The organism is Clostridia bacterium, from assembly GCA_028698525.1.
GTDB lineage: Bacteria > Bacillota > Clostridia > JAQVDB01 > JAQVDB01 > JAQVDB01.
In genome coordinates, this window is record JAQVDB010000041.1 from 1 (window position 1) to 19,959 (window position 19,959).

At 37.1% G+C, this 19,959-nt stretch carries 17 protein-coding genes; 7 read left to right on the top strand and 10 right to left on the bottom strand.

Annotated features, from left to right (window positions below; translation table 11 throughout):
• Positions 1-202 precede the first annotated feature (202 nt).
• Complete coding sequence (locus PHP06_07375) at positions 203-1,657, bottom strand: extracellular solute-binding protein (protein ID MDD3840382.1); 1,455 nt, start codon at positions 1,655-1,657, stop codon at positions 203-205.
• A gap of 197 nt (positions 1,658-1,854) precedes the next feature.
• Between PHP06_07375 and PHP06_07380 the strand changes: the two genes are divergently transcribed.
• The 5 genes from PHP06_07380 (at position 1,855) to PHP06_07400 (ending at position 8,163) form a co-directional block, all read left to right on the top strand.
• On the top strand, positions 1,855-1,980 hold the full coding sequence (locus PHP06_07380) for a hypothetical protein (protein ID MDD3840383.1): 126 nt from the start codon (positions 1,855-1,857) through the stop codon (positions 1,978-1,980).
• Positions 1,981-2,013: 33 nt separating this feature from the next.
• The gene (locus PHP06_07385; GenBank protein MDD3840384.1) at positions 2,014-2,334 is read left to right on the top strand and encodes a hypothetical protein; all 321 of its coding nucleotides are present in this window, start codon (positions 2,014-2,016) and stop codon (positions 2,332-2,334) included.
• A 190-nt stretch (positions 2,335-2,524) separates the two neighbouring features.
• On the top strand, positions 2,525-2,710 hold the full coding sequence (locus PHP06_07390; GenBank protein MDD3840385.1) for a hypothetical protein: 186 nt from the start codon (positions 2,525-2,527) through the stop codon (positions 2,708-2,710).
• Positions 2,711-2,950: 240 nt separating this feature from the next.
• Positions 2,951-6,481, top strand: coding sequence for a pyruvate:ferredoxin (flavodoxin) oxidoreductase (gene nifJ / locus PHP06_07395; protein MDD3840386.1), 3,531 nt, complete (start codon positions 2,951-2,953; stop codon positions 6,479-6,481).
• A 350-nt stretch (positions 6,482-6,831) separates the two neighbouring features.
• Positions 6,832-8,163: a DUF1015 domain-containing protein gene (locus tag PHP06_07400; protein ID MDD3840387.1), complete on the top strand. Its 1,332-nt coding sequence runs from the start codon at positions 6,832-6,834 to the stop codon at positions 8,161-8,163.
• A 75-nt stretch (positions 8,164-8,238) separates the two neighbouring features.
• Here PHP06_07400 and PHP06_07405 read toward each other — a convergent pair whose 3' ends face one another.
• Positions 8,239-8,775 (bottom strand): DUF6512 family protein, encoded by a 537-nt coding sequence (locus tag PHP06_07405; protein MDD3840388.1) that lies wholly within the window; start codon positions 8,773-8,775, stop codon positions 8,239-8,241.
• 146 nt (positions 8,776-8,921) lie between these two features.
• Between PHP06_07405 and PHP06_07410 the strand changes: the two genes are divergently transcribed.
• Together PHP06_07410 and PHP06_07415 are read left to right on the top strand one after the other, a co-directional pair.
• Entirely contained in the window at positions 8,922-10,619 is a 1,698-nt protein-coding gene (locus tag PHP06_07410) for a hydantoinase/oxoprolinase family protein (protein MDD3840389.1), read from the top strand.
• Entirely contained in the window at positions 10,612-11,928 is a 1,317-nt protein-coding gene (locus tag PHP06_07415) for a histone deacetylase (protein MDD3840390.1), read from the top strand. The genes PHP06_07410 and PHP06_07415 overlap by 8 nt, the downstream gene beginning before the upstream one ends.
• A gap of 26 nt (positions 11,929-11,954) precedes the next feature.
• Here the strand turns inward: PHP06_07415 and PHP06_07420 are convergent, their stop codons facing one another.
• The 8 genes from PHP06_07420 to PHP06_07455 all read right to left on the bottom strand — a co-directional run bounded on the left by PHP06_07420 (position 11,955) and on the right by PHP06_07455 (position 19,739).
• Entirely contained in the window at positions 11,955-13,169 is a 1,215-nt protein-coding gene (locus PHP06_07420; protein MDD3840391.1) for a peptidase U34, read from the bottom strand.
• A 175-nt stretch (positions 13,170-13,344) separates the two neighbouring features.
• Positions 13,345-13,560: a hypothetical protein gene (locus tag PHP06_07425; GenBank protein MDD3840392.1), complete on the bottom strand. Its 216-nt coding sequence runs from the start codon at positions 13,558-13,560 to the stop codon at positions 13,345-13,347.
• A 280-nt stretch (positions 13,561-13,840) separates the two neighbouring features.
• Positions 13,841-14,071: a phosphatase PAP2 family protein gene (locus PHP06_07430; GenBank protein ID MDD3840393.1), complete on the bottom strand. Its 231-nt coding sequence runs from the start codon at positions 14,069-14,071 to the stop codon at positions 13,841-13,843.
• A gap of 72 nt (positions 14,072-14,143) precedes the next feature.
• Positions 14,144-15,082, bottom strand: a complete 939-nt coding sequence (locus tag PHP06_07435; GenBank protein MDD3840394.1) for an ABC transporter permease — start codon at positions 15,080-15,082, stop codon at positions 14,144-14,146.
• Entirely contained in the window at positions 15,057-16,574 is a 1,518-nt protein-coding gene (locus PHP06_07440; protein ID MDD3840395.1) for a sugar ABC transporter ATP-binding protein, read from the bottom strand. Before PHP06_07440 ends, PHP06_07435 begins: the two co-directional genes overlap by 26 nt.
• A gap of 243 nt (positions 16,575-16,817) precedes the next feature.
• Positions 16,818-17,879 (bottom strand): sugar ABC transporter substrate-binding protein, encoded by a 1,062-nt coding sequence (locus PHP06_07445; GenBank protein MDD3840396.1) that lies wholly within the window; start codon positions 17,877-17,879, stop codon positions 16,818-16,820.
• A 20-nt stretch (positions 17,880-17,899) separates the two neighbouring features.
• A complete protein-coding gene (locus PHP06_07450) occupies positions 17,900-18,901 on the bottom strand; it encodes a Gfo/Idh/MocA family oxidoreductase (protein ID MDD3840397.1) in 1,002 nt (333 codons plus the stop codon).
• A 31-nt stretch (positions 18,902-18,932) separates the two neighbouring features.
• Positions 18,933-19,739, bottom strand: coding sequence for a sugar phosphate isomerase/epimerase (locus PHP06_07455; GenBank protein MDD3840398.1), 807 nt, complete (start codon positions 19,737-19,739; stop codon positions 18,933-18,935).
• Between the last annotated feature and the right edge of the window lie 220 nt (positions 19,740-19,959).

Below are 19,959 nucleotides of genomic sequence, written 5' to 3' on the forward strand. Positions count from 1 at the left end.
ACCAGTCACACGTTGATTTAATATTTCAAATGAATTGTTGTTAAGCTCCTCTATTGTGCCTCCATATAAAATAACACCTGCAAACACCAACGCCTGGACAAATAAAACTGCAAGCATAACAAATAACAATCTTGCTATTATTGAGTTGCCATCAAAACCTGATTTTTCCACAGTGATACTTCCACCTTTTCCCATAGGTTCTTTATTCTATTACATCTTGTAAGCTCTTTTTAAATTCCAACAGCCACTTATTAAAGTTTTCATCTGTGGCAAATTGACTGACAGCTTGGTCCCGTGTCATACCTTGGTCTAATAGGTTAACAATTTTATCTCTGTCCGATTTTGCCTTGTCTATTAAAGAGTTTGTTAAGACAACCCTTGCATCTGTACCATTTTCAAAGGGCTTATTCGTATACAGCTCATAGTTTTGTAGCTGGCTCACAACCACAGGAACTGAAAGATACAACTGATTTGTAATCTTTTCATTATCAGCCATATATTCTTGTATAAATTGAATTTCATTTGATTCTTTTTTGACCGGCATATATCCTGATTCTATACAGAATTTTGCATTTCTATCCCTATGGGTAAACCATTTTAAAAACTCAACGGATGCATATTCATGGGTTTTATCCGATTTAACAACAGCCATACCGGCCCCCTGTTGGACTGCACATGGAGTAGTATTTTCAAAATTAGGTAAGGGCAATACCATGGTCTCAATATCATACCCCTCATTATCATCAGTAATAACGCTTTCAGGAAAATATACAACACCTGATGTTGAACACACAAGAGCTATTATTTCTCCTGTCTTGGCATCTTCGGAGCGGAACTTCCCAACGGCCTTATAATATCCATTTATATATGGGATATAAAAATTATCCCATAGTCTACGCATAATATCATCATCTATAGTTAAATTAACTTGTCCATTTTTTACATCGAATATCTCTTGGCCAAGCTGCTTGGAACCCACTATAATATAGTTTGCCATCGCATCCCTACCAAAAAAGGCCTTGCCATCATCTGGCGTTGAAGTCAAGCTATCTGTCCAATCATAATATTTTTCAGCAGTCCTGGCTATCCCCTCCCAAGTCTTTAAGTCCTCTATTCGGGCTCCAGTGTCTTTAGCAAATTTATCCCAATCTGTTTTGTTTAACATCATAATTTCAGTAGCCTTGGCAATTGGGAAAATTTTGACTCCATCATTATCGTAAAAACGCCCCTCCTCAATATATGAATCTATATATTCATCTATCTCATCAGGGGTAAGATAGCTTTCCAAATCTACCAAAAGACCTAATCTATCAACCTGATAAGCAGTATCCGCATAGGCTGCAAAAATATCCGGAATTTCTCCTGCTCCTATTTTTTTATTAACAGCTTCAATTAATTTTCTCTCCAGATCATCTACGTTACCTTGGCTAAAGGCTTCTACAATAATTCCCTTTTCAAGCCCTACAGTCTCGTTAAATTCCATAACCATGTCATCAAAAGCCATTTTCTGGGGGCCATTGTAATAATGCCATATTTGAATAGAAATGGGCTCTTTAGGGTTTAACCCGAACTCTTTTTGTGTTTGTAAACATCCTGATAATAAAAATATCAAAGCCAAACAGCAAATTATCAATTTTACAATTCCGCATTTTTGCATATTAATCCCCCCTTACTACCTGATACCAGCCTTTAATCCACTATTAGATTGTAACACAATTTATCCTAATCTGTAAAAACTATACTAAAATTTTATTATATTAAATATATTATTGTTTGTTTAGCCTTTCTAATTCACTTTTTATGCTATTCCAACATAATATAAAATATATTATAGAATACAAAGGAGTGACTTGTATGTCAAGCTGCAAAGACTTTCAACATGATGTTTTGCTGATCATAATCTCCTTATTATTTTTTATATTTGTAACTGGAATTGGAAGGCCTACCGAGGTTCCTGATGAAACAATTGTTATACCCTGATTCTGTATCCAATATTTGCCTAGGAGGAAGATAATGTTTTCATCAAAAGAGTTAGAATCAATGATAAGAGAAATTATGGGTAAAAACGGATCGGAAAATAAAAATATCAAACATAAGAACAACCCTAATAAAGAATGCAAAAGATTAGAATTAACCCCTTCTCAACTGTTGGTAATATCAGGGATACTTGCAAATGTGCTGGAAGTCGAGTCCATACTGTTGGATAAAGACCAGACAGTTCAAATATTGCTTACAGGTACCTTAAAAAGGGAAACACAACTTGAGAAGATAATGGATCAAATAGGTTGCATGCCCTTCGATAAGGTGCTAAAAACCATGGTCGATAGATTATAGCTTATTTTTATTAAAATTATTAATTTTTAAAAAGGAGATAAGAAAATAAGGTAGAAATATAATAGATATGCATAGATTTCATAATTTTTTGTTGAAAACAAACTTTGAATTTTGATTTATCAAGTATGATAGTATAATATTATTTGTACATGTTATTGTTGTATGGTGCAAATAATGGTTATCTCCTTTAGTGTCTCAGTGGGCACTTTTTCATCGTGGAAGAAGGGATGGCAAAGTAGAATTGAACAGTGGAAATATAGGATATGTTATACTTGTAAAAAAGGGCACCCCTTCAAGACCTGTAGCAAAGTGGGGAAAATCTTACGGCCTTTCTCAAAATTATAGTCTTTCTTTACAAAAAGTGTTGAGTGAATAAGTATTATATATTTTTTATATTGTATTGTATTGTATATAATCAAATGATATTATCTAATTAGACATTCATATTATAATATGAATTTTAACGATAAAGCTAAATACATAGATTGAATATATTCACAGTCTATGAAAATAGATGTCCAAATTTTAAATCCAAAATATATATTATTGGTTATAAGGTTTAAATCAGGATATCTGTAATAATAAATAATATATGTTGTACAAGGGGGACAAAATCATGGTCAAAAAAAACATGAAGACAATGGATGGCAATACAGCGGCTGCTTATGTGTCATACGCATTTACTGACGTTGCTGCCATCTATCCTATTACCCCATCATCCACAATGGCAGAATATGTTGATGAATGGAGTGCTAATGGGAGAAAAAACATTTTCGGACAAGAAGTAAGCGTTGCAGAAATGCAATCAGAAGGGGGTGCAGCAGGAGCTGTTCATGGTTCATTAGCCTCAGGGGCACTTACAACTACATTCACCGCCTCACAAGGACTTCTTTTGATGATTCCAAATATGTATAAAATAGCTGGTGAACTGCTTCCTGGCGTATTCCATGTAAGTGCACGTGCTTTAGCATCACACGCACTCTCAATATTCGGTGATCATTCTGATGTGATGGCATGTCGTCAAACTGGTTTTGCGCTTCTTGCATCCACAAACGTACAAGAAGTAATGGACTTAGGTGCTGTAGCACACTTGTCTGCTATTAAATCTCGCGTTCCTTTCCTTCATTTCTTTGATGGATTCAGAACGTCACATGAAATACAAAAAATAGAAGCCCTGGACTACGATGACCTTGCCAGTCTAGTGGATTATGATGCAATAAAAAGATTTAGAGACAACGCATTAAATCCGGAACATCCGGTCACAAGAGGAACTGCACAAAATCCAGACATCTTCTTCCAGGCTAGAGAATCTTCAAATAAGTTTTATTTAGCAGTACCCGAAATAGTTGAAAACTACATGCACCAAATAAACAAATTAACAGGAAGAAACTATCAATTGTTTAACTACTATGGAGCAGAAGATGCTGAACGTATCATAATAGCCATGGGTTCAGTATGTGACACCATAGAAGAAACAGTGGATTATTTGAATTCCAAAGGTGAAAAGGTTGGACTGGTTAAGGTCAGACTTTATAGACCATTCTCAGTTAAACATCTTTTAAGCTGCGTTCCTGAAACAGTTAAAAGCATCGCTGTACTTGATAGGACCAAAGAGCCAGGTTCAATTGGCGAACCATTGTATGAAGATATTCGCACAGCATACTACGAAGCAGCTAACAGTCCTGTAATTGTAGGCGGTAGATATGGCCTAGGTTCAAAGGATACTACTCCTGCACAGATCATTGCAGTATTCGATAACCTAAAACAACAGGATCCCAAAAACCATTTTACAATAGGTATTGTAGATGATGTTACTAATCTATCTTTAGAGACAGGCCCAGAGATAGATACTTCTGCAGAAGGTACCATCAGCTGTAAATTCTGGGGATTAGGTTCAGACGGAACTGTTGGTGCAAATAAAAATGCTATAAAGATAATAGGCGACCACACAGATATGTATGCACAAGGATATTTCTCATATGACTCTAAAAAGTCAGGTGGAGTAACAATATCCCACTTAAGATTTGGCAAGAATCCTATAAAGTCCACATATCTTGTAAACAAAGCGAACTTTGTAGCATGTCATAACCCATCATATGTAGGAAAATATGATATGGTATCCGACCTCAAGGATAACGGAGTATTTTTGTTGAACTGCGGTTGGGATAAAGAAGAGCTTGATAAGCATCTGCCTGCAGATATGAAGAGATTCATTGCAAATCACAACATCAGCTTTTATACAATAGATGCTGTGAATATAGCTAGAGAAATAGGCCTAGGCGGCAGAATAAATATGATAATGCAAGCATCCTTCTTCAAATTGGCAGATATAATACCTATAGATGATGCAGTAGAATATATGAAAAAAGCTATTAAAACTAGCTACGGCAAAAAAGGCGAAAAAGTAGTTAATATGAACTTTGAAGCAGTTGAGCAGGGAATAAAATCTTTAAACAAAGTTGAAATCCCGAAAGAATGGGCAAATGCACAAGATCAAACTATAGATGAAGAAAGAGATGTTCCAGAATTTGTTAAAGAAATCCTTGAACCGGTTAACAAACAGCAAGGAGACAAACTACCTGTAAGTGCATTTGTTGGAAAAGAAGACGGTACATTCCCTCACGGAACTGCAAAATATGAAAAGAGGGGCATTGCAGTTGTAGTTCCTGAATGGCAGGCGGATAAATGTATACAGTGTAACCAGTGCTCATATGTATGTCCCCATGCTGCTATAAGACCTTTCTTGGTAAATGAAGAAGAAGCTAAAAATGCACCTGAAAACTTCGATACCATAAAGGCTAGAGGTAAAGGATTTGAAGACTATAGCTTTAGAATCCAGGTATCTCCATCAGATTGTACCGGTTGTGGGAACTGTGCTCAGGTCTGTCCTGCGAAAGAAAAGGCATTGGTAATGAAGCCCCTTGAAACACAGACCGATCAGGTTGAAAATTGGGAATACGCTGTTAATGTTCCTCATAAGGATAATCCTTCAAGAAAGAACACAGTTAAAGGCAGTCAGTTTGAACAGCCACTTCTTGAATTCTCCGGAGCATGTGCCGGCTGCGGTGAAACACCGTACGCAAAACTGGTCACACAATTGTTTGGCGACAGGATGATGATAGCCAATGCTACAGGATGTTCGTCCATATGGGGAGGTAGTGCGCCTACAACTCCATATACTACGGACAAAAACGGCCGAGGTCCTGCATGGGCAAACTCCCTCTTTGAAGACAACGCTGAATACGGATTCGGAATGCTGTTAGGCGTAAAACAGATGAGAAACAAAATTGCAGATCTGTGTGAAAAAGCACTGGAAAAAGACATGGATGAACAGCTCAAGTCTGCTCTTCAAGAATGGTTAGATACAATGCTAGATGGCGAAAAATCAAAGGTTGCATCTGCAAATCTGATAAATATAATTGAACAGTATAAAACTGATGATAACGAATTAAAATCTATATTAGATGAAATAGCTGACAAAAAAGACTTCCTGATTAAAAAATCCTTCTGGGTATTTGGAGGAGATGGTTGGGCATATGATATAGGCTTTGGAGGTCTAGACCATGTACTTGCATCAGGAGAAGATATAAATGTGCTGGTATTTGATACAGAGGTATATTCAAATACAGGTGGTCAATCATCTAAATCGACTCCTACCGGTGCAGTGGCTAAATTCGCAGCTGCCGGTAAAGATGTGAAGAAAAAAGATCTAGGCCGTATAGCTATGACTTACGGCTATGTATACGTAGCACAAGTGGCAATGGGTGCCAGCCAGAATCAGTTGATCAAGGCGCTTACAGAAGCAGAAAACTATCCAGGTCCTTCACTGGTAATCGCTTATGCTCCATGTATAAACCATGGTATAACTAAGGGAATGGGATGTGCACAGGAAGAAACTAAAAAAGCAGTTGAAACAGGCTACTGGCATCTGTACAGATATAATCCTCTATTGAAAGAACAAGGTAAAAACCCATTCACACTTGATTCTAAAGAGCCTACAGGATCAGTGAAAGACTTCTTGATGGGTGAAGTACGTTATTCATCGCTGCTCAGGACATTCCCAGATAGAGCAGAAGAACTGTTCAAGAGAGCAGAACAGGATACAAAAGAAAGATATAAAGCATATAAAAAACTTGCAGAAGAATAATACTCATCATTAAAACAGGTTAAATCCAACTTGGATTTAACCTGTTTTGTTTTGTTGACCTTTTGTTTTTTATGGGTTAAACTTTTATTGTAAAGGACACATATAATACTCGGAGTTGCGACTTAATGTACCGCACTATAATATATTTATATATAATATAGTGCACGATGGGATTATACTCGCCCGGAACTACTGTATTTGCAAGGATAATAGCAATTACGTACCGGGCTTGTATGCAAGACCATTCATGCAAGTCCCTATTCGATGTTTAACCTGAACTTTATATGGATTTATATAACAATAATAAGCTTGTTTTTAAAATAAACGTTTAAATGGAGGATTGTAAAAATATGATACATAATAATAAAATCGGGGTGGCTGTTCCCTCTATAATGCTTCCAAAAAAGGATATAGACATGAAAAAATGGTCGATAATCGCCTGTGACCAGTATACTTCACAGCCGGAGTATTGGGAAAAAGCAAGTGAAACGGTGGCAGATTCCCCTTCCACTCTTAATCTTATATTTCCCGAAGTATATCTAAACGATGACGATAAAGATAAAAGAATTTCAGACATACATAATACAATGCAGCAATATATCTCTCAGGGAATATTGAAACAGCAAGACCCAGGATTCGTTTATCTGGACAGACAAACTGCACACACACCTTCCAGAAAAGGACTCATCATAGCCCTTGACCTTGAACAATATGATTACAATAGAGGTGCTGATACCCTGATAAGAGCAACAGAAGGTACAGTGCTGGACAGAATACCACCCAGGATGAAGATACGCCAAAACGCAGCTATAGAACTTCCCCATATAATGATATTGATAGATGATCCGGGAAAAACTGTGATAGAACCCCTAGCTGATAATATAGATAGAATGCAAAAATTATATGATTTTGATCTTATGCTGGACGGCGGACACATTGAAGGCTATAAAGTCGACGATAAACAAATGATACAAAACATTTTAAATGCTTTGGAATCTCTCTGCCATCCTCAAGTTTTTTCTCAAAAGTATGGGGTAAATGAAAACACTAAACCTTTATTGTTTGCCGTGGGAGACGGAAATCATTCTTTAGCTACCGCTAAGGCTTGTTGGGAAAAAATCAAACAATCATTGAACCAAAATCAGATAGAAAATCATCCTGCAAGATATGCGCTGGTAGAACTTGTAAACATCCATGATCAAGGGATTAGCTTTGAGCCTATACATAGAGTTGTGTTTAATGTCAATGCCCAAGAGATAATCCACCAAATGAAAAGCTATTTTAAGGACTCTGTCTGCACATATACTGAAGGACAGCCGGATATCAGCCAATTAAAGACAACCGAAATCAATACTCATAAATTGATATTTATGTTTGAAAACAAAACAGGCATTTTTGAAATAAAAAACCCTATACACAATCTTGCAGTAGGTTCCCTGCAGTCATTTTTAGATGAATATTTAAATGTGCATGCTGAATCATCCATCGATTACATACACGGACAGAAAGCAGTTCAAACACTCTCATCTAAAGATGGAAATATAGGCTTTCTGCTTCCGCCTATGCCTAAAAATCAGCTTTTTAAGACTATAATATTGGACGGAGTGCTCCCTAGAAAGACATTCTCTATGGGAGAAGCTGAAGAAAAAAGATATTACCTAGAAGCAAGAAAGATAGTTTAATAAAATCAGTCAGGCTGTGGGCTTAATTTTAGCCCCGCCTGTAATTTATTTTCTTATTTAATCTAACTTCAAAACCTACAAACCATATCCTCCTTCAACGGGATCCTTGAATATTCCTATTTCAACAGGAAAATAAGTAAGCAGACTAAAGGCAGCAATTATTATGACCAAAGCAATCAATGCAAACGGTCTATATACTCTATAGTTACTATGACTGATCAATATTTTATAACTTATCAATTGTGCAATAAAAATGGCAGCTGTAAAATATAATATGTCAACTGCTAACATCTCTATCTTAAACAGATCCCTGAATATGAATGCAAATAAAGCTGTCAAAATGACGATTAAATAAAAGGATAGCGTCTTTGCAAAAACAAAATTTTTATTTCTTTTGAGAAAAACAAAATACTCTATCAGGCTATAGAATGCAGCACCCCAAAATCCTATTTTTAGATGCTCCCAAGTGCTTCCGTTTACAGCACAAAATACTGCCAACGGCTTAAAGTTCCCGCTCCACTCAAAACAAAAATGCAGAAGACTAGATATCCCTAAAATAATTAAAACACCTACTATCTCCCATACCAATACTCTCTTTTTCTGGCAATCCATAAATAACCACCCCATTCTTCCATAAGTATATATATCTATAATAACCATGTTTTAATATCTAAAACCTATGCAAACTTGAATAATTGTCCTAGTACTAATATAATCTTAATTAGAGCTATTCCAAATATTTCAAGGAGGCGTAGAAATTGATCATAGGTTTAGATACCGGCGGCACCCATGTAGATGCTGTACTTATAGATAATAAACAGATAATTGACACAGCTAAATATCCTACTGATAAGACAAATCTTTTGGGCTGCATATGGGAAACCATTGAGCAATTGATGAAAGGTAACGACATAAAAAAAATAGAAAAGATAAATTTAAGTACAACCATATCTACAAATGCAATAGTGGAAAATAAAACCCAACCTGTAGCTATGTTCATAGAATCTGGTCCAGGATTAAGCCCTTCCAATTTTGCATGTGGTGATTACAATGTATTTCTGGAAGGTTATATAGACCATAGGGGTAGAGAAATAAAACCTATAAACATAGCACAGGTAAAAAAAGAGCTTAAATCCATATCTGACAAAAATATAAACAGCGCTGCCATTGTATGCAAATTCTGCACAAGAAACCCCATGCATGAAAAACAAATAACTGATATGCTAATATCCAACGGATTCCAGCCTGTCACAGCAGGTCATACACTATCCGGCAAGCTAAATTTCCCTAGAAGGATATACACTTCATATCTGAACTCAGCAGTATCTTCGTCATTTATGGAGTTTTCTACTGCCATAAAGAAAGCATGTAGTACAAAAGGACTGGAAGTACCGATACATATATTGAAGGCTGATGGAGGGACCATTAATTTAAACGACTCGGAAAAACATCCTGTTCAAACTATATTATCTGGTCCTGCAGCCAGCGTGATGGGCTGCCTGGCTATGACTGATTCAAATGCTGATTCCATATTTCTTGATATAGGGGGAACTACTACAGATATCTCATTTACTGCAGACGGAGTTCCACTTTTTGAACCGGAGGGAATCACCATATCAAATTATCCCACTTTGGTACGGGCTATTCATAGCACATCCATCGGTCTAGGAGGAGACAGTGCAGTGGTGGTGAGCAAAGAGGGAAACATAAAGATAGGTCCTGAACGTAAGGGACCGCCAATAGCACTGGGAGGCACTATACCTACCCCTACCGATGCCATGATAGCTTTGGGGCTGATGCACATCGGCAACTCACAAAAGGCAAAAGGTGCCATGGCGGATATTGGTAAAAAATTAAATATTTCACCTTTACAAGCCGCACAAAAAATATATGATACCTTTGGCAGCATATTAAAACACAACATTGACAATATACTAAGAGAAATAAACAGACATCCTGTTTATACCATACATGAGCTATTACACGGTAAAAAAATAAAACCACGCAGCATGATGATAATAGGAGGGCCTGCAAAAGCAACGGCTCCTATTATAAGTAAAAAGCTGAACCTCCCATATACCGTCCCGCACAATTATGAGATTACAAATGCAGTAGGTGCAGCTTTGACCAGAAATACATTTGAGCTCACGCTCTTGGCAGATACTGAAAGAAAAATACTTTCAGTCCCTGAAATAGGTTTATACCAACATATCAGCAGCAATTACACTCTTTCAAATGCAAAACAGGATGCGGCAGAGCTTATAAAAACCCACGTTGAAAAAACCGGTTTTGGCAACCAAAATGTGCCTATTGAAATTACCGAAGAAAATAGCTTTAATATGGTGAGAGGCTTTTTTGTCACCGGTAAAAATATACGTGTATCAGCACAGGTAAAACCCGGACTTATTTACAAACATCCAAAACCGATGGAAAAAGGAGGCGCGCAAATTGATTGAAGCAAAAAACAAACTAGGTATTGTATTCTTCCCTGCATTTGATTGGGCGATAACCCCGTCCCATCCCGAGAGAGAAGAAAGACTGTTATACACTATGGATCAGATAAGAGAAGAAGGCATATTTGATATAAAAGGAATAAAGACCTATAATCCAGAACTGGCCACTGAAAAAGATATACAAAGGGTTCATTTTTGCTACCCTGATGTAAAATCGGTAGTCCCACAACCTCATCTTATTTCTGCAGGTGGTGCTATAACTGCTGCCAAGTGCGTTATGGAAAACCAAACTGATAAATCCTTCGCAATAGTGAGGCCGCCAGGGCACCATGCACACAGAGTAGTCTATGGTGACAGAGGCTTTTGTATAATAAATATCGAAGCTGTAATGGTGGAAAATATAAGACAGCACTATGGAAATAAAAAGATTGCAATAGTGGATACAGACTGCCATCATGGTGATGGGACCCAAGATATCTATTGGAATGATGATCAAACACTGTTTATATCGTTTCATCAGGATGGAAGAACTTTGTTCCCTGGAACCGGCTTTGTAGAAGAATTCGGAGGCCCCGGGGCAATCGGTTATAACATAAATATACCGCTTCCTCCTGGAACAGGTGAACAAGGTTTTCTATACGTGCTGGATAATTTAGTACTCCCTATATTAGAGGAATATAAACCAGACCTTACGATAAACTCTGCTGGTCAGGACAATCACTACACTGACCCTATAACAAATATGAATTTTACAGCACAGGGATATGCAAAGCTCAATGACAAGCTTGACCCGGATATAGCAGTGCTAGAAGGGGGCTATTCTATAGAAGGGGCTCTACCTTACATCAATCTAGGGATAATGCTTGCAATGGCAGGAGTGGACTATAGCGGTATAAAAGAGCCGGACTACCACCCTGATAAAATAAAACAAGCACCAGAAATAACAGAATATATCAAAAGAGTATGTGAACAAATATATGTAGCGTGGAAAAACAAAGACCAAATCTCCCAAAAAGCGCTGAAAGGAAGACAGTGGGTTACAAGACAGAGACAGATTTACTACGATACTGATGGAATAATGGAACATCAAACTGAAAACATCAAGGTATGCAAAAAATGTCCCGGTCTTATAATAATAAAATCCAATGCTAGCAGAGGCGGTAAAGATTCAATCTTTGCCATATCAATACCCAGGAATGCATGTAATCAATGTATAGATGAGGGATATAGAAAGTATAAAAAACAGAGCACAATAAGATACAATAAAGTATTCTTACAAGATAAGGTAAATGATCTATTCAAAGCTAAATAGATCATTTACCTTATAACCCAACTTTTCTATATCATCTGTTTTACTTGATCCACATACTCACTTTCCATAGCAATACACTTTTCACTTTCAAAAATAAGTTGTTCAGGCTCTTTAGCGTATATGTTCTGGTATATGGTTTGTTTGAAGTCGGATTGATATTTATCCCTTATAGGTTTAATATTATTTAAAAATAAGGAGTAATTCTTTACCAATACCCTTGATAGATCTGTTGCGTTTTTGCAATATTCGATGGAAAAATCCATATCATCAAAGCCTTGAGCTGTTTTGCCATCAGAAAAAACTATCGGTTTAAACAGCGACACGCAAGGATGAGAACAACCAGTAAACCATACTATGAATATATCATTTATGTAATCTACTATCATGGAAGAGGTAGTTTCTGACTTTATAAATGTACCAGGATGTATGCAGATAGATTTCATGCCCTTCTTCATCTTTTGACTTGGACTTATGTGGGATCTTAAGAGACTCATGATACATTTCAAATTTCCATCATTGCTCTTTAGATAATTATAAGCATAATTTCTTCTGTAATCCCCCTTAGTAAAAAAACTGACCAATTTATTTTCATGCCTTGCCTTAAAATTATAGGGCCTGTCAGTTTCAAGATCCGCTTTACAAAAATCATCTGTTATGGAATAGGAATTTGATATGGCTGCAACGTCACGAATTTCTTTCAGTGCCCAATGTTTACCGCACGTTTCTAATATGTACCCTTGATCAAAGTCTTTTATTATAAAAGAATTGTGATACTTCAAAGAGCCTCTATACCCACCGTCCCCTCCCTGTCCATACTCATTTATCAACCTTGTAATGAAACTTACAGCCTGTTTGGCATCTTTACAGTTGTGCAATGCCAACCTCAATATATCCATACCTAGCAAGGCATCATCAGACACCTTTGCCTTTGAAAAAACCGCTTCATTGCCTATAGATAAACCAAATTGATTTACCCCCATCTCTGCTCCCCACATCCATACAGGACGGGATATCAATGCACTATATTTATTGTCAAACTTATCAAAGATAGATTTGAGAGCTAAAAATGGACCTTTGATATATTTAGGTGAGGCCTCAATATATGGTCTTGACTTAAATTCATCCACAGCATCCTTGGAAAAATAAACTATTTGAGGTTCTCCAGGTTCCCTATCTGAGTTTTTGCCAAAAAAAGAACGACCACTTCCATCCCTGCAAAATAACGCCACAGTATCACACATGGTAACTATCCCCCCTATTGAAATTTTACAAATAAATATTTGTATTTTATACTTATTTTATCAATTTCTATCATTTATAGATTTCTACATTATTTTACTTTTCCCTTTCCCTTTTTGAATTTTAATAAAAAAATACCGGTCATAATTTAATGACCGGTATTTTTTGTGTAATAATCTATTCTGCATCTTCTACATCAGCATCGTCTTCTGTATCTACATCATCGACTTCATCCTGTTCGGATTCTTCCTCTGGGTTTACATCTTCCTGCTCTTCTATATCAGTTCCTTCACCGCCATCCACATCAACGTCATTCCCTTCAGAACCTCCGCATGCTACTAGTGAGAATACAAGAACCAATACTATAAGTAGTGATAAAATCTTCTTCTTCATGTAAAATTGCCTCCTCTCCGCAGTTTGATTATATAATTTCTAACCTTTAGTACTAGCATAATTAAAGATTAGAAATTTATAGGCAAATTAACATACAATTATGTACAAACAGCCCTAATACAACATTTACAGGGATATCCCTACTACATACACATTTTACTATAAAAATGATAAATGTCCACATCCATAAATTTCTATTATAGCCTAAAAAAGAATAAGTAGGGCAAAACACGTGCATTTGCTGTCTTTCTTAAACCAAATCACCGTCTTGCTCATTATATCAAACCCACTCTATTAAATATTTGGTTCTACAAGCAAATCCCAGCATCCACACTGATGTAGCCGTCCAGCCCGGGATTACATCGCTAAAATAATGCACTCCCACATAAGTTCTGCTAATCCCTACCAATATTGCAAATATAATAATAATAAAATTTAGCATCTTTTTTATACCATTGTCATTTAGAGTCAGTGCTATAACTTGAATGTAAAAATCTCCTTTTGCAAACATTCTACCAAAAGGAGATTTTAAAATTTCTGCGACTTAGCTTATTGGGTTAAATTAAAGTTTTTTACCAACATACTAACTCTTTATTGTATCTATATTGCTCACCACAACGGCAACGACTATTATGATACCTAATACCACTGTTTGCAAATAAGAAGATACGCTCAATATATTCATGGCATTGGATACTACCCCCAACAGTATAACGCCTAAAAATACCCCTAAAACAGTACCTCTTCCACCTTCAAAAGTAACTCCTCCTATGATAGCCGCTGCAAGCGCTTTGAGTGCGTATTCACTTCCTACATTAGCCAGAACATTGCCCAGTCTGGATACCAGCACCAATGCTGCTAACCCTGAAATAGCACCGCTCAATGTATAATTTGCAATCTTATAACCATCAACATTTATACCTGATAAAAATGCAAGTTCTTCATTTCCACCTATTGCAACTATCCTTCTGCCGTATTTTGTATATTTGAGTAAAAAATGTGTCAATATGGCAACAACTATAACTATTATCATGGGTACAGGTATGCCAATTATCCTACCCCTCCCCAAAAATTTAAACTCGCCTCCCAAGGTCAAAAAAAGTCCTTGAGATATAACAAGTGCTAGCCCATAATATACATAATCCATACCTAGTGTAATTATCAACGGCATACATCTGCTTTTACTTACTATTATACCATTTATAAATCCACACAGTACCGAAACTAAAAAACCAGTCAAGACTGCAATACCTGTGCTTATTCCATTCATGCTCATGGTACATATGATTACACAACTTAAACCCATCATGGAACCTATAGATAAGTCTATGCCTCCGGATATCAACAATAAAGACATAGCCATAGTGATTATGCCTAATACCGTTATCTGCTGGAATACTGCAAAAAGATTGTTAGCTGTAGCAAAATTCGGGTTCAATATGCTCACTACTATAGAAATAACAATTATTACAATCAACAAAAAAAATGTTTGCTTTTTAAATATTATTTTTAACTTGTTCATTTCCATTCACCCCTATCGCGCTGCAAAGTATATTTTCCTCAGTTATATCATCACCGGCCACCGCATCGCTTATTTCGCCATTATTCACTACAATCACTCTGTCGCTCATAGCAATAAGTTCAGGCATATCCGACGATACCATGATTATTGACTTGCCTTCTTTAGTTAGTTCAGACATTAATTTGTATATTTCGGCCTTAGAGTTTACATCTATGCCACGGGTAGGTTCATCAAATATGAATACATCCACATCTTTGAACAACCATCTTGCTAATACTACCTTTTGTTGATTCCCTCCGCTTAAGAATCTCACTTCTTGTTCTAACGAAGGAGTTTTTATATCAAGCATATCTACATATTTTTGTGCATTCTCTGTCTCCTGTTTAAGGTTGATCAAACCTCCACTGAACTTATCCAATCCTGCGATAGTCATATTCTTTACTACACTCAAACCTAAAGCTAGCCCCGTCTTTTGTCTATCTTCCGTTATAAATCCTATTCCAGTCTCTATTGCCTGCTTGGGATTTTTAATTTGTATCTTTTTGCCTTTGTAAAAAATACTGCCACTGAATATATTATCAGCCCCAAATATAGCTCTGACTATTTCAGTTCTACCCGCTCCCACCATTCCAGCTATACCTAGAATCTCTCCTCGTTTTAGACTGAAATCTATAGGCCTTGAATCCTCATCCAGTTTAAGTCCCTCTACTCTGAGAACTTCTTCTCCTATGTCACTTTTCTCTTTTCTATAAAAAACATCTACAGAACGTCCTACCATATCTCTAGTTATCATATTCAAGTCGACACCATCGCCGTTTTCATAACAGCTTACAGTCTTGCCATCTCTTAATACCGTTATCCTATCCGCTATCCTTGTTATCTCTTTCAATCTATGGGATATATATATAACTCCTATACCTTTTTGACTGATATCTTTCACCAGTTTCAATATCGTCTCTGTATCCTTTGTATTAAACATGGTAGTGGGTTCATCCATTATCAATATTTTTGGATCCATAGCCATAGCCTTGATCAGTTTTACAAACTGCTGATCAGCCACTCCTAAGTTCTCTACTGTGCTTGTAGCATCAAGGTCTATTCCCAAAAAATCTATTATCTCCTTCGTGTATTGCTGCATGCCCTTATAATCTATAATCCCAAACCTTCCGGTTTTCTCCCTTCCTACGAATACATTCTCCGCTACAGACATTTGAGGAACTAATATATTCTCTTGGTATATGACCTGTACACCTAAAGACTGGGCAAGATAAGGGTCTAGAAAACTAAACCGCCTGTCATCTATGTATATTTCCCCACTGTCCGGCTTCAGAGCACCGGATAGTATCTTTATAAATGTAGATTTTCCTGCACCATTTTCTCCTACAATACAATGGACCTCTCCTTGATAAAGGTCAAAGCTAATATCTGAAAGCGCCTTCACCCCCGGAAAAGTCTTTGCAATATTTTTTGTATAAAGCAATCTTTCGCTCATCTCTACACCCCATTCACTGCAAGTTGTATGTTTTGGGTTCCCTATTTTCTATCCTTATAAGGGTATATACGATACCTTATATATCACATTTTGTATCCCCCATTGTATAAAAATAGTGTGATAGTTTGGAACCTACAAGGCATCATATATACCCATGTTGATATCACCAGCTTTATTACCACTTATCTATGCAAATAAATCCCTAAAATATCATATTGTATTTTAGAATGCCAGCAAACATATTTAATCCAATCCACCTATATAATCAACAGCCTTCTCATCTACCTCCCAGGATATCGCTTCAGCAAGGTTCTCCTTAGTAATAGGTATAACTGGAAGAGGTATGAACTTTTCAGGTGTCTTACCGTTTAGGTGTTGCCATAAGTTTTTAAATGTGAGCAAGCCTTGAAGGGATACGGGAGCGCTTATCGTTGCATCTAGATCTCCGCTCTCTATCATCTTCAAGCCATCAGGACCTCCTCCGGTGGCCACAATCTTTATTTCTCCAAATTTCCCTGCGTCTTTCAAGGCATTCACAACGCCTGTAGCCATCTGTTCATTGTTTGCAAATATTACATCACATTCCTTCCCCGACTGCAAAAAGTTCTGGGTAACATTCATCGCCTGTTCTGCTCCCCAATCAGTGGGTTGGGTGTCCACTAATTCCACCGTTCCAAATTCATCCAGCGCTTTGTGCAACCCTTCTTCATATAGTTCGGTGATCCCCATACCGGGAGCACCCATACAATAAAACAGTTTGCTATCAGGATAGGTCTCGCTTATGAATTTACCTGCAGCATATCCTATATCATCATATTGACAGGCAACACAGGATACATATTCTGCCTCTTCTCCCGGAAGTGAGTTCTCAAATACAATAGGGATACCGGCTTCCTTGGCCATATCTGCAAGAGTCACATCCAGCTCCGGAGTTATAGTAAATACTGATATAGCATCAACTTTTTTAGTTATCATATCTTCCATAGCTGCAATCTGTTTTTCCATATCCCCTTCAGGATCTACCACTATGGTTTCAACACCCTTCTGCTGGGCTGCATATTCAAAGGCAAGCACTGAATAATTGGTCCAAACATCATTTCTATCCCAACTTATATTTCCAAACACATATTTTTGACCAGATTCTTCTTCCCCCTCCTTGCTTGCCTCAGTGTCCTCACTCTCTTTTTCCTGTTCACCCTCGGTTTGCTCTTGCTGTCCCCCCTCATCTGTAGAACATCCTGCAACTGCAACAGTCAGCCCTAATATCAAAATTAGGCTGATAAAAACAAACAACTTTTTTTTCACAACAAACCCTCCCCGTTTTATTAGATTTTTACAACTCTGCCCGTTTCAAGTGATTCTTGCAATGCAAGTATTATTCTCAATACCTCTAGGCTTTCATCAGGTGTAACTACTTCTATCGGCTTATCATTCTTTATGCAATCGATAAAATATTCGATCTCATTAAGATATGCATCACGCTGTTCTATCGAAACAATTTCAGGATCTTTTTGATTTTGATATAACACCATCCTATTTATCGCCGATTCCCGATCCTCAAGATTAAACCCAGCACTAAAATCAAAATCTACAGTACCTGTCTGGCCTACAGCCCTAAAAGCCATGGTAAATGGATAATTATCCGTCATCTCATAAGCGCCTTCCACACATGCCTTGGATCCATTTTTAAAATTGAGAATTGATACCACATGATTCCAAGCTTGGTTATCGCTCTTTTTGCCTGTAGCATATACAGACTCCACAGGGCCTAAAAGATATCGTACATAATCGATATCATGGAGATGCAAATCAAAAAGTCCACCTCCACCTTTCTCCACGTCACGGAACCAATCGCTCCAATTGGGGTGTTGAGCAAGCCTGTTGGCATACACTACTTTTATATCCCCCAGCAATCCATCATCATATATCTGCTTTATCTTCACATATTCAGGCCAAAATCTTACCACTTGCGCAACCATAAACTTTACTCCAGCCTGATGGACTGCATCAACAATGTTTTGCGCAGCTTGTATAGACAAAGCAAAGGGTTTTTCCAACAAGATATGTTTTCCCTGCCGGGCTGCCATAACAGCATATTTCTCATGAAGGTACGTAGGAAGACATATATCTATTACGTCTACATTCTCATCCTCTATCAGCTGCTCAGCACCTTGGAAATACCTACATTTATAATCTTGGGAAAACTTCTCCCCCTTTTCCCTGCTTCGGTTGGACACACCGTAAATTTCTACATCCTTCAACTGTTTATATGCATCTGCGTGAGTCCGACCCATGAACCCTGCCCCTAATATTCCAACTTTAACCATATGATTTATCCCCCTGATTTAAAAATTTCCATTACAGCAATGTTTGTATATACTCATACGAATCCTTTACAGCCTGATCAACATTTTCAAGAGATCCGGGACCCTCTGAAGTAAATTCTACCTCCACACTTAAGGGACCTTGATATCCCGTCTGTTCGATATTTTTAAATATTTTTTTGAAATCTATATATCCCTTGCCTACTGCCGGAAAATTCCATTCTTGCCTTTCTCCTAACTTATCCTTCAAGTGTATATAATAAAGCTTTTCTTTGCATTTCAATATATCCTCTTCTGGTTCTACGTTCCCGTAAAAAATCGCATTTGCTGTATCATAGTTTATACCTACATATTCAGAATCAACCTTGCTTAAAAGGTTATACAACACCTCTCCGTTTCCGTAATTATTCCCATGGGTCTCGATAACCAATTTTACACCGTTTTCTTTGCACTTTTCTGCAAGGTCCTTTAATGTATTTACTAATGCCGAATCATCCTCTACTACTGACTCATCTCCATGAGCTTCTCCTGTTGAAGTTACGATATATTTACAACCTAACCTACCTGCAAGTTCTATGTTTTTTATAAAAAGCTCAATTCCATCCTCTTCTAGAAGACTGCTGTGTCCACTTACCGCAATTGCCATAAGACCATAATCGTCAAGCTTATCTTTAACTTTCTGCAGCTCATCATCTGTCATCTCCCAACCCACATGCTCTGTATATCCCTTGACGGCAGCAAGTTCAACATACTTAAAACCAGCTTTGGATATACCATTTAATGCCTCATCCAAGCTAAACCCATGATAAGTATTTGTACTGACAGCAAAATAGTTTTTCATTACATCATCCCCCTTAGTTAATTTGTTTTAATGATTTAAACGAAAATTTATAATCCATAACACTCTCTTCAAGCAAGATCCCGTATACCTCTAGCCCGGTGGGACCATTGAGTTTACACCTCCTTTAATTTATACATAATGATTGTTTTATAATTGATCAAATAATGCTTCACAAAATCACAATCATTAAAATGCTATTCGCCTGTTTTTAAATTAAGTA

Coding starts and splice junctions, on each gene's coding strand:
- PHP06_07375 (MDD3840382.1), bottom strand. CDS start 1,657: ATGCAAAAATGCGGAATTGTAAAATTGATAATTTGCTGTTTGGCTTTG.
- PHP06_07380 (MDD3840383.1), top strand. CDS start 1,855: ATGTCAAGCTGCAAAGACTTTCAACATGATGTTTTGCTGATCATAATC.
- PHP06_07385 (MDD3840384.1), top strand. CDS start 2,014: ATGTTTTCATCAAAAGAGTTAGAATCAATGATAAGAGAAATTATGGGT.
- nifJ (MDD3840386.1), top strand. CDS start 2,951: ATGGTCAAAAAAAACATGAAGACAATGGATGGCAATACAGCGGCTGCT.
- PHP06_07400 (MDD3840387.1), top strand. CDS start 6,832: ATGATACATAATAATAAAATCGGGGTGGCTGTTCCCTCTATAATGCTT.
- PHP06_07405 (MDD3840388.1), bottom strand. CDS start 8,775: ATGGATTGCCAGAAAAAGAGAGTATTGGTATGGGAGATAGTAGGTGTT.
- PHP06_07420 (MDD3840391.1), bottom strand. CDS start 13,169: ATGTGTGATACTGTGGCGTTATTTTGCAGGGATGGAAGTGGTCGTTCT.
- PHP06_07425 (MDD3840392.1), bottom strand. CDS start 13,560: ATGAAGAAGAAGATTTTATCACTACTTATAGTATTGGTTCTTGTATTC.
- PHP06_07430 (MDD3840393.1), bottom strand. CDS start 14,071: ATGTTTGCAAAAGGAGATTTTTACATTCAAGTTATAGCACTGACTCTA.
- PHP06_07435 (MDD3840394.1), bottom strand. CDS start 15,082: ATGAACAAGTTAAAAATAATATTTAAAAAGCAAACATTTTTTTTGTTG.
- PHP06_07440 (MDD3840395.1), bottom strand. CDS start 16,574: ATGAGCGAAAGATTGCTTTATACAAAAAATATTGCAAAGACTTTTCCG.
- PHP06_07450 (MDD3840397.1), bottom strand. CDS start 18,901: ATGGTTAAAGTTGGAATATTAGGGGCAGGGTTCATGGGTCGGACTCAC.
- PHP06_07455 (MDD3840398.1), bottom strand. CDS start 19,739: ATGAAAAACTATTTTGCTGTCAGTACAAATACTTATCATGGGTTTAGC.